Source organism: Acinetobacter sp. WCHAc060006 (genome assembly GCF_004209135.1).
Lineage (GTDB): Bacteria > Pseudomonadota > Gammaproteobacteria > Pseudomonadales > Moraxellaceae > Acinetobacter > Acinetobacter cumulans.
Window position 1 is genome coordinate 1 of sequence record NZ_SGSS01000045.1, and the last position, 13,730, is coordinate 13,730.

At 39.3% G+C, this 13,730-nt stretch carries 15 protein-coding genes and 2 tRNA genes; 10 read left to right on the top strand and 7 right to left on the bottom strand.

Going from position 1 to position 13,730, the window contains the following annotated elements; genetic code table 11:
• Nucleotides 1–1,499 (top strand): AAA family ATPase (locus tag EXE29_RS16300; protein WP_120365053.1); only part of this gene is annotated, 1,499 nt, incomplete at its 5' end.
• A 143-nt stretch (nt 1,500–1,642) separates the two neighbouring features.
• On the opposite strand, the gene EXE29_RS16305 is transcribed toward EXE29_RS16300, so the two are convergent.
• Complete coding sequence (locus EXE29_RS16305; protein ID WP_120365052.1) at nt 1,643–2,800, bottom strand: sterol desaturase family protein; 1,158 nt, start codon at nt 2,798–2,800, stop codon at nt 1,643–1,645.
• 299 nt (nt 2,801–3,099) lie between these two features.
• Here EXE29_RS16305 and EXE29_RS16310 point away from each other — a divergent pair, with 299 nt between their 5' ends.
• Genes EXE29_RS16310 through EXE29_RS16320 form a run of 3 tightly spaced genes read left to right on the top strand, consistent with a single transcriptional unit; the run spans nt 3,100 to nt 4,209 of the window.
• Nucleotides 3,100–3,618, top strand: coding sequence for a PadR family transcriptional regulator (locus EXE29_RS16310; RefSeq protein ID WP_120365051.1), 519 nt, complete (start codon nt 3,100–3,102; stop codon nt 3,616–3,618).
• Nucleotides 3,618–3,938 carry a DUF3861 domain-containing protein gene (locus EXE29_RS16315; protein WP_117007951.1) on the top strand — a complete coding sequence of 107 codons (321 nt, stop codon included), beginning with the start codon at nt 3,618–3,620 and terminating at the stop codon, nt 3,936–3,938. Before EXE29_RS16310 ends, EXE29_RS16315 begins: the two co-directional genes overlap by 1 nt.
• Nucleotides 3,939–3,948: 10 nt before the next feature.
• A complete protein-coding gene (locus tag EXE29_RS16320) occupies nt 3,949–4,209 on the top strand; it encodes a DUF2798 domain-containing protein (RefSeq protein WP_117007950.1) in 261 nt (86 codons plus the stop codon).
• 16 nt (nt 4,210–4,225) lie between these two features.
• Here EXE29_RS16320 and EXE29_RS16325 read toward each other — a convergent pair whose 3' ends face one another.
• Nucleotides 4,226–4,576: a thioredoxin family protein gene (locus EXE29_RS16325; RefSeq protein WP_117007949.1), complete on the bottom strand. Its 351-nt coding sequence runs from the start codon at nt 4,574–4,576 to the stop codon at nt 4,226–4,228.
• 131 nt (nt 4,577–4,707) lie between these two features.
• Here EXE29_RS16325 and EXE29_RS16330 point away from each other — a divergent pair, with 131 nt between their 5' ends.
• The 3 genes from EXE29_RS16330 (at nt 4,708) to EXE29_RS16335 (ending at nt 7,103) form a co-directional block, all read left to right on the top strand.
• Nucleotides 4,708–5,703 (top strand): NAD(P)H-quinone oxidoreductase, encoded by a 996-nt coding sequence (locus EXE29_RS16330; RefSeq protein ID WP_120365050.1) that lies wholly within the window; start codon nt 4,708–4,710, stop codon nt 5,701–5,703.
• A 229-nt stretch (nt 5,704–5,932) separates the two neighbouring features.
• Complete coding sequence (locus EXE29_RS17560; RefSeq protein WP_165382512.1) at nt 5,933–6,097, top strand: hypothetical protein; 165 nt, start codon at nt 5,933–5,935, stop codon at nt 6,095–6,097.
• A 97-nt stretch (nt 6,098–6,194) separates the two neighbouring features.
• Nucleotides 6,195–7,103, top strand: a complete 909-nt coding sequence (locus tag EXE29_RS16335) for a helix-turn-helix transcriptional regulator (RefSeq protein ID WP_120365049.1) — start codon at nt 6,195–6,197, stop codon at nt 7,101–7,103.
• 200 nt (nt 7,104–7,303) lie between these two features.
• On the opposite strand, the gene EXE29_RS16340 is transcribed toward EXE29_RS16335, so the two are convergent.
• Nucleotides 7,304–7,390, bottom strand: a tRNA-Leu gene (locus EXE29_RS16340).
• Nucleotides 7,391–7,399: 9 nt separating this feature from the next.
• Nucleotides 7,400–7,473, bottom strand: a tRNA-Cys gene (locus tag EXE29_RS16345).
• A 152-nt stretch (nt 7,474–7,625) separates the two neighbouring features.
• Between EXE29_RS16345 and folD the strand changes: the two genes are divergently transcribed.
• Both folD and EXE29_RS16355 read left to right on the top strand, forming a co-directional pair.
• Entirely contained in the window at nt 7,626–8,474 is an 849-nt protein-coding gene (gene folD / locus EXE29_RS16350) for a bifunctional methylenetetrahydrofolate dehydrogenase/methenyltetrahydrofolate cyclohydrolase FolD (RefSeq protein ID WP_117007946.1), read from the top strand.
• 279 nt (nt 8,475–8,753) lie between these two features.
• Nucleotides 8,754–9,422, top strand: a complete 669-nt coding sequence (locus tag EXE29_RS16355) for a class I SAM-dependent methyltransferase (RefSeq protein ID WP_120365048.1) — start codon at nt 8,754–8,756, stop codon at nt 9,420–9,422.
• Between the two features lie 61 nt (nt 9,423–9,483).
• Here the strand turns inward: EXE29_RS16355 and EXE29_RS16360 are convergent, their stop codons facing one another.
• A complete protein-coding gene (locus EXE29_RS16360; RefSeq protein WP_120365047.1) occupies nt 9,484–9,912 on the bottom strand; it encodes a hypothetical protein in 429 nt (142 codons plus the stop codon).
• A 143-nt stretch (nt 9,913–10,055) separates the two neighbouring features.
• Nucleotides 10,056–11,363 (bottom strand): MFS transporter, encoded by a 1,308-nt coding sequence (locus tag EXE29_RS16365; RefSeq protein ID WP_502698279.1) that lies wholly within the window; start codon nt 11,361–11,363, stop codon nt 10,056–10,058.
• 250 nt (nt 11,364–11,613) lie between these two features.
• Between EXE29_RS16365 and glpD the strand changes: the two genes are divergently transcribed.
• On the top strand, nt 11,614–13,122 hold the full coding sequence (glpD, locus tag EXE29_RS16370) for a glycerol-3-phosphate dehydrogenase (RefSeq protein WP_120365046.1): 1,509 nt from the start codon (nt 11,614–11,616) through the stop codon (nt 13,120–13,122).
• A 151-nt stretch (nt 13,123–13,273) separates the two neighbouring features.
• Here the strand turns inward: glpD and EXE29_RS17565 are convergent.
• Nucleotides 13,274–13,730: hypothetical protein (locus EXE29_RS17565; protein WP_165382513.1), on the bottom strand; the 457-nt coding region annotated here is incomplete at its 5' end.

Sequence of the window (13,730 nt, forward strand, 5' to 3'; positions counted from 1 at the left end):
AGTTGATTGAAAAAATTAATCATTTATCTTGGTTTGAAAAAGGAATAGAGTTTTTAAAGATAAATGATAGTAGTTGCCCATTTTGTAATAAAAATATTGATGATGATTTAAAGCTTCTTATTAATAAGAGTATTGATCAAAGTTATAAGGATAAAAAGGAAAAAATCCAAGAGTATTATGAAAATTATATAAAAAATTCTGATGATTTGATTGAAACTCTTACAGCTAAACTAAGTGTTTTAGCCTGTGAAGTTGATGTGTCAAATGCGCAGAAAAATCTTGAAATTATTGATTTAAAACTGAAAGAAAATCTTAAACTTATCAAAGTTAAGTTGGAAAATTTAAATCAGATAGTAACTCTTGAAAAATTTTCAGATTTAATCAATGAGCTTAATCTTGATATTGAAAAATATAATGGATTAGTTGAAAAACATAATCAATTAATTTTGAATCGAAAAAGTAAAGAAATTGAACTCAAGAATCAGTTGTGGAACTTTATTCTTCTCGAATTAGATGGCTATATAGAGTCATATAAAAATAACAATGATGAATTAAATACAAAAATTATTGAAGCTAAAGCTCAGGTGCAAGCAAATATTGATTCAATCAAAAAGCTTAATTTGGAAAAAGCACAATGGGCTGCAAAAGCATCAGTTACAGAAGCAACTTGTATCGCAATCAATAAACTTTTAGGCGATTTTGGGTTTAATAGTTTTAGTTTGGATTTTATTCCAGAGAGTGGACATTACCAAATAATCAGAGAGGATGGTTCAGAGGCTAAAAATACACTAAGTGAAGGGGAAAAGACTTTCATTACTTTTTTGTATTTTTATCATTTAATTCAGGGTGGTGAAACAACAGAGAGTATTTCTAATAATAAAATAGTTGTAATCGATGATCCTATTTCAAGTCTTGATAGTGAAATTATTTTTATTGTAAGTACGTTATTAAAAGGGTTGTATAGGGATGTATTAGATGAGTCATCAACTATAAGGCAACTATTTATATTAACGCATAATATATATTTTAATTCAGAGGTTACTTCATTTAGAGGTGGAAAAGGTTTTGATAAGAAAAACGTGAGCTATTATTTGGTTAAAAAAAATAAAGGAAATAGTAAAATTGATTACTATGAAAAAAATCCTATTATTAATTCTTATGAATACTTGTGGAGTGAGTACAGGAATCTAGAAAATAATAGCGTTATTGGTGTGCAAAATATTATGAGGCGAATACTTGAAAATTACTTCAAGTATTGGGGGAATAGCGGTTTAAATCAAATTGTGGATAAATTTGAAGGGCAGGAGAAAGTTCTAGTCAATTCACTGATTGATTGGATGCATTCAGGATCACATAATATTTTTGATGATTATAACTTATCAACGCAATCAACAGATATTGATCAATATAAGTTAGTTTTCAGAAAGGTCTTTGAGCATACTCAACAACTTGGACACTACAATATGATGATGAGGATTGAAGAGGAACAACTAACTTAGAGGGTTGTATAAATTTTCACCACAAATAAGATGCATCTTAATTGGTCTTAATACGTATCTTTGCTATATCAAATTTATGCTTTCTTTAAGTTGTAACAGTGCCACCTAAACAGAAAAATTTCCATTTCTGTAGCACTTAATCCTTAAATCGAATCTTTGCCAAAACGCTTCTTCAACTTATTGATATAACGCTTAAACGGCCAAGTGAACTGCTTTACAAAGCTATTGGGAATCTTATAGCCCACAGTCCCGTAAACACTTGCCAAATGATTTGGCATATATACAGACTTAAACACCACATCATAAAGTGGAATAAAAGCAGCATAATTCTTATCAATCGCAGGCTTTTCCGAAGAATGATGCCAATGATGAAACTCAGGTGTAGCAATGATCCAGCGCAAATACGGAAAGCGAAAACGCACATTCGAATGAATAAAAATCGCGTGAAAAGAAATAAACACCAAATATGCAAATACAGCAGAAGTATGAAAACCTAAAAGAAAAATAGGCAAAGTAGCAATAAAGCGCGTCATTAAAACTTCAACAATGTGCAAACGAGAAGACGCCAGCCAATCCATTTGCTCCGTAGAATGGTGAATAGCATGAAAACGCCATAAAAAATTCACCTCATGCATAGCACGGTGCAGCCAATAGGTTGTGAAATCCACCACAATTAATAGCTCAATAAACTGTAGCCACATCGGCTGCGCTTGCACCCAAGGAACAATTGGGTTAGAAGGGAGGTGCGTAATCCAATATTGAATTGGCATTACGGTTAAAAACGAAAACAGCTGAATCCCCACATGGCTAAACATAAAATACTTCATGTCTGTCACCCAGCCTACACGCAATAACTTTTGTTCCTTATTTTTGGCAAAAAAACCTTCAAGCGGAATAAACACAGCCGCCAAAATAATCAGCGTAATCACAAAATAATCAAAACCTGCATAAAATGGCAAAGCAGGAAGCGTAGGTGCTTTAATTAAGCCACAGCCCAAAACCACAGCCAGCAAACTAAAACACAGCCCATAAAAACCATATCTATTTTGCTTAATAATGGCGCTATAAGCCCCAAAACCAGCAGCCAGAACAATTCCCGCCAAAAGCGTGTAATAAAACACATCATAATGCTTGCTATAGAGTGGGCGTAATTCGGGGGTGGTTAGTACACTAGGAAACAAAAAGCACAAAGCTGCAAATATGCCTAAAAGCCCTAAGGACATGGACATAAACGCACTGATTTTGCCTTGGCCAGCTTGAAGTTCAAGATTCTCAAATTTATGTCGCAGATGATCGGTCATTGTTATTCTTTATATCGTGATTGTTATTGGTTTTATGCGGTATGCTTAATTTAAACACGGTCGAATTATATACGAAATTGTGCGATGAAATCGCATGCTAAAAAATTTTAGGCTGTACGCATCACCAAGATGTACTGCCAAAACAGAGTTTAATTTCAACATATTTCCCAGAAAATCAAACGCTAAAGCCCACGTTAGGGCGGAAAATAAATCATTTGTGCTGATTGTGTATACAGAGTTGAAAATTTTTTAATTCAATATAAGATATATCTTAATAAATCTTAAGGTGTATCTTTGCGATGTCAAATTCAGACCTTTTGGACGTTAGTGATAGTCCAGTTAAAACCCGAAAACGCCTGTTTGAAGCAGGGCACATGAAACTGCTGGTGCTACATCTCATCTCCCAAGCACCTAAGTTCAGCTACGATATTATCAAAGATGTCGGCGCAATCGTAGGCGGTGGCTACAGCCCAAGCACAGGTACAATTTACCCAACGCTGAATTACCTAGAAGAACAGCAATACATATATGCAGAACTAAATGCCGAAGACCGTAAACAATACAGCGTTACGCAGTCAGGCTTAGCACATCTAGATGCAGAAAAAGCCACAGTAGAGAAAATCCTGTGCCGTTTTGATACCCGCAAGCAAATTCATAACAATGAACAATACGTTGACATCAAGCGTGCGATGGAAAACCTAAAAGCATCACTACGCATCAAAATTCAGCACTGTGAACTGACACCTGAACAGGTGTATGCCATTGCAGAAAAAATCGATCAGGCGGCCGTCGAAATCAGCCGTATGGAGGTGTCTTAGTGAAACAGCATCAATATGAAATTACACTCAAACACATTGCGGATGCACAGGGCAATCCATCGACCTATACAGAAGCTTTGCAGTTTAATGCCTACAACCATGATGACCTGTTTAAGGTGCTGGAGCATTTGACCAAAGCGCAATTATTAGATGATGAAAAGACCAAAGCCTTTGCCGTGGGTCTGAAACTATTTGGTGAAACTTTGTTGGAAAATAAAGACCATCCTTTATTTAAAGATTTCATGCCGTATTTTGGTCAGTTTATGAAAACACTGAAACAAACCGTAAAAGCCCAGAACTCAGCCCAAGACGAACAATAGGTATTTACAGATGAATCAACTCCCAAAATTTCATCCCAAACACATGACTTGGCTGATGCCCCTAATCTTGTCCGGCATTATGAGCGGTTCAATTTCCTGCTTTAACATGCTGATGAATAAAGGCTTAGTTGAAGGTTTTCTTGGCATGTGGCTGCGCGCATGGAGCATGTCGTGGATGATGGCCTTTCCGCTCATTTTGATCGTGTTGCCATTGGTGCGTAATACGTTAATGAAGTTTGTACGCCTGCCGAATGAACCGACCTCCAAATAACAGTTAGGAAATTTGCTTAGTCATTGTCTGAGTGTGACTGCATCGCGCTTAGAATGATGGCTGTTAATTCAGAAAGTGATTTGACACCTGCAATACGTTGAATCACTTGCCCGCGATAAAACACTAAGGTTGAAGGCAGTCCATAAACCTTATAACGCAAGGTCAGTATCGGTGAGGAATCAACATTCACCTTGCCAAATTTGAGCCGTGCATGCTGCGAAGACATTTGGCTTGCACATTGTTCAAATACAGGGAAGTTCTGTACACATGGCGCGCACCAGTCTGCATAGAAGCGAATCACGGCAAAACCATCGAACCATTCATAGTCTTTAGCGTTATCTTTATTGTATTCAACGATCTGAGACATGCTTGGCCTATTATTCATTTACGAAATACAGTACAGATTATACATAAGTCCATGTTTATTCATTCTGCGCCATTTCTATGTTCAAATAGTGCAGAGATAGATGAATAGTCAATAATTGAAAAGGAAAAACAATGTCACAGCAAAGCATGCAGCAGGTCATTATTACTGAACCGGGCGGTGTTGAAAAACTGGCCTATGAAAGTGTTGCCATCCCAGAGGCGAAAGCGGATGAAGTGTTGGTAAAAGTGCATGCCTTTGGCATCAACCGTCCGGATATTTTGCAGCGCCAAGGCTTGTACCCAATGCCGAAAGGCGTAACGCCAGTACCGGGTTTAGAGGTTGCAGGCGAAGTAGTTGCTGTGGGTGCGGATGTCACTTTGTTTAAGGTGGGTGATAAAGTTTGTGGTCTGACCAATGGCGGCGGTTATGCGGAATATTGCGTAGTACCTGAAAGCCAAACCATTCGTATTCCTGAAGGGGTGAGCTTTACTCAAGCGGCAGCCATTCCTGAAACCTTCTTTACCGTATGGGCCAATGTATTTCAAATGGCGCATGCCAAAGCAGGTGAAACCGTACTGGTGCATGGTGGCGCAAGCGGTATTGGCACCACTGCGCTAATGTTATGTAAATCTTTGGGTCTAAAGTCATTTGCAACCGTGGGTTCAGATGAAAAAGTAGCCGCTATTTCAAATTTAACCACAGCCATTAACTATAAAACTCAAGATTTTGAGCAAGTGATTAATGACGCAACCGAGAATGGCGGTGTGGATGTGGTTTTAGATATGGTGGGCGCGCCGTATTTAGAAAAGAACTTGAATCTGCTACGTCGTGACGGCCGTTTAGTCTATATCGCATTCTTGGGTGGTGCAAAAGCCAAAGACGTGAAATTGGGTCAAATCATGATGAAGCGTTTGACTATTACAGGTTCTACGATGCGTGCGCGTAATACCGCAGAAAAGGCCGAAATTGCACAAGGCTTGCAACAGCATGTGGCACCGCTATGGGCAAAAGGCGAGTGCCTACCAATGATCTATAAGACATTTAATTTTGATCAAATTCAAGAAGCACATGCGTGTATGGATACGGGTGAGCATATTGGAAAAGTTGTGGTAAATGTGACTGCATAAATGAGCAAAAACTGAATAAAAGCCAGCTCTTTGAGCTGGCTTTTGTTTTTTATAAGAAAGTGTGAGGTGCGTCAAATTATGTGCTTAAAATAAATCATAAAATTTGCCAAAAAGTAAAAAAAATGCAAATTATTCGACACAACCTGTCCAAAGTTTTGTATAAATTAGGTAATTAATAAATCACACTATTTTTTGAAGTTTTGTGTTAAATCACATTCAGGGAGGGATTATGAAAATTATTCCAAATGCTTACACGGATTTGCATAGTGGTCGAGCTTTAAAGCGTCTACATAAAGGAATTATACGCAATAAAGTGGTCGTGCGAGATTTGCATAAACTCTATAAAGCTATGTTGCATCTAGAGCGATATATTGACCGTTTAGCACAAAATTAAAGCCCAGCTTCATGTGAGTTTAGGTGTCTTGGGATTAAATCGGGTAGGTTGTCGCTAAAAATAACGCTATTTAAAAAGCGTATTAAAAAGAGATTGTATGAAAGAAAATCCTTCGACGCATGAACGTCTTGCTGAGCGTTTGGCCAGTATACTGACCAAGCTAAATGCAGGAGCACGTTTGTCGATTAAAGAGTTGGCGCTTGAATATTCGGTCAGCACAAGAACGATTAGTCGTGACTTTGATCGTATGAGTAGTAATTTACCACTCTTACAAGATGACCAAAGCAAAAAATTCTATTTAGACCCTGCTTATTTAACCAAAGTTAAGCCTCACGATTTTAAGCAGTTCGCTCAAATTTCAGGGGTAGAGCAATTGTATCCCTCATTAGATTTTCCTTTTTTAAAGGAACTGTTAAATCAGCAGGCATCAGAGGTGTATAGCGCTAAAGGTTACGAATATGAAGATGCCTCACTGTATATTGAATTATTTCAAAGCTTAAGTAGTGCTATACAGCAGCATCGTCAAATTGGTTTTTTATATAAAAATGAACCTAAATTGGTACGGCCTTATCGTTTAATTCATCATCATGGTAGTTGGTATTTGGCGGCTGTCCGTAAAGGACAATTAAGAACCTATCGTTTAAGCCACATGCAACTACAAACGACCAAGCATGAATACGAGACATTTCTTCCAGATCATACTGTATTAAGCAGTTTGCAAGATGAAGACAGTATTTGGTTTGGCCAAGACAAGTTTGAGGTGCAGATTAAAGTTGCTGCGAATATTGCAAGTTATTTTAAGCAACGACGCTTGTTGCCAGAGCAACAGACTTTACAAGAGCTGGAAGATGGGGCATTAATTTTAAGTTGTCAGATTGCACATACCATGCAACTGTTGCCTTTAATACGTTTTTGGATACCAGGCTTATCCATTTTACAGCCAGAAAGTTTAAGGCAAGAACTTAAACAGAGTTTGATGATGTATTTGCAAGATCAATGTGCTTAGCTATAAATGTTGAAATTATTTCAAAATAAATAAAATTTTAACTGTTTTTCCACAGCATCCGTAAGGGTGCTTTTTTTATGCGTTCAAAACGAAGAAGGGGGATTGACCAATAAAATGATGCGAAAGCCAAATTTTAGGCATAAAAAAACCAGCTTAACGCTGGGTTCTTTATATGCACCAATCAATCTGTAGTAGAAAGATGGTGCCCGAGGCCAGACTCGAACTGGCACGACTTGAAGGTCGGGGGATTTTAAATCCCCTGTGTCTACCGATTTCACCACTCGGGCTTAACAAGATGGAGGCGGAGGTCGGAATCGAACCGGCGTACACGGAGTTGCAGTCCGCTGCATGACCACTCTGCCACCCCGCCATGTCTTGTTGATGCGTATATTAGCAAGCTCAGAAAAAAAAACAATAGCTTGTTCATTCGGATGCGCATAAAAACAGCATATAGCGGAAAATAATTAAAATTATCATGTATTATGTGCAAAATTGATTCATATCATCACTTGGAGATGTGCCGTGGCATTAGTTTTAGATGGTCGTGCATTGGCGAAGCAAATTGAAGCTGACTTGTTAACACGCGTAGAAGCGTTAAAAGAGAAGTCAGGTCGTACCCCAATTCTTGCGACTATTTTGGTAGGTGACGATGGTGCATCTGCAACTTATGTGCGTATGAAAGGAAATGCTTGCCGCCGTGTCGGTATGGATTCATTAAAAGTTGAACTTCCTAAAGAAACCACAACTGAACAATTGCTTGCTGAAATTGAAAAATTAAATGCAAACCCAGATGTTCACGGAATTTTGTTGCAACACCCAGTCCCTGCTCAAATTGATGAACGTGCTTGCTTCGATGCAATCTCGCTTGCAAAAGACGTAGATGGCGTGACTTGCCTAGGTTTTGGCCGTATGGCAATGGGTGAAGCAGCTTACGGTTCAGCTACACCTGCTGGCATCATGACGATTTTGAAAGAAAACAACATCGAAATCGCGGGTAAACATGCGGTTGTTGTGGGTCGTTCTGCTATTTTGGGTAAACCAATGGCTGCAATGCTACTTGAAGCGAATGCAACAGTAACGATTTGCCACTCACGTACACAAGATTTAGCAAGCTTTGTTAAGCAAGCAGACATTATTGTGGGTGCTGTTGGTAAAGCTGAATTGATTCAAAAAGATTGGATCAAACCGGGCGCAGTGGTTGTAGATGCTGGCTTCCATCCACGTGATGGCGGTGGTGTTGGCGATATTCAATTGGTAGGTATTGAAGAAATTGCTTCTGCTTATACGCCAGTTCCAGGCGGTGTAGGCCCTATGACGATTACAACTTTGATTCGTCAAACTGTTGAAGCTGCTGAAAAAGCTTTAGGTTAATGTTTTAATTAAATGATCTTAAAGTCAGAACGGAGTCTTACCGTTGTGACTTATAAATGTAAGAAGCTCGTATGTTACTTTTGTTTCGGCAAAATGAGAAGCGAGCTTCGCAAGAAAACCATTTGTCATCTGCTGAACTCGACATATTTTGTCTTTTGATTAATGTTGTCGCAGAAACAGTGTTAATTTGAATGAGGTCTGCCTCAAACAGCAGCAGATGACGATGTCGTGTATCCAATACGTTTATAAATTCAAATAAAATTATCCCCAAGGCTTAATATGAGCTGTACTTTCCAATTCCCCCAAGCCCCTGAGCACCTCCTTAAAGCACTGCATAATGTGATTCCACACTGTGAATTGCATGCACAGCAATTGCCTGAAACCCTAATTTCTTTGTGGCTGATTCCTCCTGTATTTCCAACGGATAAAATGGATGACGAAGTCATTCGCCGTATTTGGAATGACACGCCGTATTGGATTTTTTGTTGGGCTTCAGGGCTTGCGATGGCGCAGTGGTTGCTGGCAGAACCTCATCATGTTAAAGACAAAGTGGTGTTGGATTTTGGTGCGGGTTCAGGTGTAGTTGCAATTGCTGCCAAAATGGCAGGGGCAAAGCGTGTGATTTGCTGTGATATTGATCAAGTGAGCTTGGATGCTTGTCGTGCAAATGCCGAGTTGAATAATGTTGAGCTTGAATATTTAGATGATCTGTATAAGGCAGAGCAAGTCGATATTCTGTTGGCGGCGGATGTGTTGTATGACCAGTGTAACCGTTTTTTCTTAGATGAGTTTTTAAAGTTTGCGCCAGAGGTTTGGGTAGCAGACAGTCGTGTCAAAAATTTTAGTCATCCAAAGTATGAAAAACTCGATGAGCGTAGTGCAACCACTTGGCCAGATTTGGATGAATCACCTGAGTTTCGCAATGTCAGCTTTTATAAGACGCTCTAAAAAGTGACTGCTGTAAAAAAATAAGACGCCAATGCGTCTTATTTTTTGTGCATTTACTGCATTATGAGCAAGTGTAACGCACCACACGTAAGGTTGCAGGGCGTGCATCTAGTGCATTTTGTGCACCGAGGTTGTCTGTATTACGTAGGTCTGGTGTATTGCTCAGCCCAAAGCTTGCACGAGAGTTGCCAATTTGACGAGCATATTGTTGCGATGTGCTTGCTGGGTTGACAATTTCATTAATACTTAAAATGTTCAGCTTAAATGTACGGTGTTGGCCAAGTACTTTTTGGCAGGCGCGCTGTAATTTATTTTCGTCTAATTGTTGATTTTGTCGTCCAGCCAAGGTGTAAGCCAGCGTCGCACTTGTGGCATTTTGTGCTTCAATTTGATACCCAGCATGGCCATTATAAGTTTGGGGAGTGCTTTGGCAAGCTGCTAAAAATGTGGTGCAACATCCTAAAGTAAACAATTTAAGTGCTATTTTCATGAAGGTCATTTCCAGTCTTGTTATTTCTATGGCTGAGTATGACATAAACAGACCTTAGACTCGATGGCGAAAATGCAGGTGACCTTATAAAAACATGATGCAGTGTGGAAATATGCCACTGCAGTTGAGCAGTGGCAGGGCGCTTAGTGTTCTTTAATTTGAGAATGGTGTTTAGTGTCTTTCATAAAGATATATACCAGCAGTGAAATAAAGATCATCACGGTGACATAAACAAAGAACCACGATTCATGACCTGCTTCTTTAAAGCTGAGCGCAAAGAATTCTGCAGTACCCCCAAAAATTGTATTGGCTAGCGCATAAGGAAGTGCAACACCTAAAGCACGAATATGCGCAGGGAACATCTCTGCTTTTACTACAGCATTAATAGAAGTATAGCCTGTAACAATGATGAGACCTGCTAAACATAACCAAAATGCAGTCCAATAGTCCTGTGTTTGTCCCAAGGCATCAAACAGCACGTATGTAAATAGAACGCCCAATACACCAAAGGCGATCATAATAGGTTTACGACCAATTCTATCAGACAATGCACCTGCAACAGGCTGTAAGCACATGAAAATAAACAGAGCTAAGGTGGTAATTTGCGTTGCGGCGGGTTTGCTAAAGCCTGAAGTATTGACCAAATATTTTTGTAAATAGGTGGTATAGGTATAAAAAGCCAAAGTACCCCCTGCGGTAAGAAAGAGCACCGTAAAAGCTTCTTTAGGATAGTGTTTAAATAAGGAAAGTAAGCCAGATTCAGGTTGGTCTTTTTCTTTTTGTGCATTTTGAAATGATTGTGTTTCGAGTAAGCCACGACGGATACGGAACACCACAACAGCCAAACAAGCACCAATGAAAAATGGGATACGCCATCCCCAATCATGTAGCTGTTGCTCTGTCAGTAGCCATTGCAGTATCAGTAAAACGCAGAGCGCAGTGAGCTGCCCAGCAATTAAGGTCACATACTGGAAACTCGAAAAAAAGCCTCGGTGGTTTTTCTCAGCCATTTCACTTAAATAAGTCGCACTGGCACCATATTCACCGCCAACACTTAGGCCTTGAATTAGCCGTGCGACCACTAAAATAATGGGCGCGAAGATGCCGATTTGGTCATGCGTAGGTGAGATGGCAATCATTAATGAGCCAATACACATGAGCGTAACAGACAGGGTTAAACCCGATTTACGGCCTTTTTTGTCAGAGTAAACTCCCATAATCCATGCACCAATTGGTCGCATGAGGAAACCGACAGCAAAAATGGCTGCTGCTTGGAGGAGTTGGGCAGTTTGGCTACCTTGTGGGAAAAAGGCATGGGCAAAATAGAGTGTGAAGGCAGCATAGACATACCAGTCATACCATTCAACTAAGTTGCCAGCAGAACCACCCAAGATGGATTTAACCCGCGTTTTGGTGTCCAGCGGCGCAGGCTGCATTGCGGTATTCGTCATTGTTATATCCATTTATTTTTGTTTGAAGTTTTATCTTAAGTCTGCTGCTTTACTGGAAAGGTAACGAAATTAAACAAATTGTATATAAAATGTTCATTATGCCGAGGAGGTGTTACATTGAATTGAGCACTTATTTATGCTGAGTGGTGGTAAATATAAGTTGAGTGAATTTTTTCTTAGTGATGGAATGGTGACTTGGGATTGGAAGAATTAAAAAATGCACTGAAAATAACAATAAGAGGAGACGCTTATGCATGATTTATATGACTTGGCGATCATTGGTGGAGGAATCAATGGTGCGGGTATTGCTGCAGATGCGGCAGGACGCGGTTTAAGTGTCTTCTTATGTGAAAAAGATGATTTGGCTTCGCATACTTCTTCTGCGAGTTCTAAATTGATACATGGTGGTTTGCGTTATTTAGAGCATAAAGAATTTCGCTTGGTGCGTGAGGCATTGGCAGAACGTGAAGTGCTGTTAAAGAAAGCCCCACATTTGGTACATCCTATGCGTTTTATTATGCCTCATCAGCCTCATTTAAGGCCTGCATGGCTAATTCGAGCAGGTCTATTTATCTATGATTATTTAGGTAAGCGTGAACAGTTACTCGGGTCAGAACAAGTATTTTTTGAAAGCCCTGACAGCCCGTTAAAAGCGAATTTTAGCCGAGGCTTTGAATATTCCGATTGTACGGTTGATGATGCGCGTCTGGTGGTGGTGAATGCAATGCTGGCACATGAGCATGGCGCTAAAATTATGACGCGAACGATTTGTTTGTCCGCACAGCGTATGGCGGGTGTTTGGGTGCTGGAATTAGAAAAAGATGGACAGCATTTGTGGATAAAAGCCAAGGCATTGGTTAATGCTGCCGGCCCTTGGGTTGCTCAATTTATTCAGCAAAGTCTGGCGCTAAAACCTGCTTATGGTATACGGTTGGTACAAGGTAGTCATATCATTGTGCCTAAGCTGTATGCTCAAAATAAAGCCTTTATTTTGCAAAATCATGATCAACGCATTGTTTTTGCCATTCCGTATTTAAATCAATATACCTTAATAGGTACGACGGATCGTGAGTATACCGGCGACCCTAATACAGTCGAAATCAGCCCTGAAGAAATCAATTATTTATTGGATGTGTCCAATGCACATTTTAAAACACCGCTGACAGCGCTAGATATTATTGCAACTTATTCTGGTGTGCGACCGCTGTGTGATGATGAGTCGGATAACCCAGCTGCGGTTACTCGTGATTATACTTTGGCTCTAGATGTAACTCTTGATGAAGCACCGCTGCTTTCGGTATTTGGTGGGAAGTTGACGACATATCGCAAATTAGCTGAAGCAGCATTAGAACAGTTAAGGCCATTTTTTGGTGATTTGGCACCTCACTGGACGGAAAATTCGTTATTGCCAGGCGCAGAGCAGTTTTCATCTATAGACCAACTTGCGACTGAGATCGGGCATAAAATAAAAGGGCTGGACGAATATACAATACAGCGCTGGGTTTATGCCTACGGCACACGGGTGTGGAGTTTGATCAAGCAAGCTGGATCAGTTTATGAATTGGGGCAGAACTTTGGTCATGGTTTGTATGCGCTAGAAGTCGATTATTTGGTTGAGCATGAGTGGGCAGTGAGTAGTGAAGATATATTAAAACGTAGGACGAAACTGTATTTACAATTTAGTGTGGATGATACGCAGCAATTGGATGATTATTTAACGGCGCTACATGAGCACCGTATGAAAAAGAATGTTGCGTAGTAGATATCTTTATTTACTATTGCGAATTTATTTCTGAAGTCATCAATTTGTTAATCATTGATTGAATTTGTGGAATAGCATCAATTGGATTGAAGTTGTTGGTTTTATTGATGAAATCTGAGCCTATTAACATAGGCTTATATTTAGATTTTCATCTTTCAGCCATTATATATGCGCGCGTAACAAAAATATTGGGTAACTGTGGCACTTTATAATATTTAAAAATTCTATCAGGGAGGCAGGCATCAATTATAATATCATCACCAATCGTAACCCACGCATGAACATTTTGGACGCCAGATCTAATATTGTTTTTGTATTCGTGCGTTAAGTTTTCTAAAGTGACATCAAATTCATCTGTGTGGAAAATTTCAACTTCTCCAAAAACTATTTCAGCATCACAGTTTAGTGCGTTTAACCATGCATATAAAGCTGCAGAAAAATTAATACAAGAGGCTCCTCTATAATTATTTCCAAATTGACTGATAAGAATAGGTAAAATTCTTTCATTTAATAAGAATGATAGTTCTTCAAGTTTTTTATTAGATATTTTTGAATATGGTTTTATGGGAATAATATTTTCAAAATCTAATTTTTTAGATTGTTCC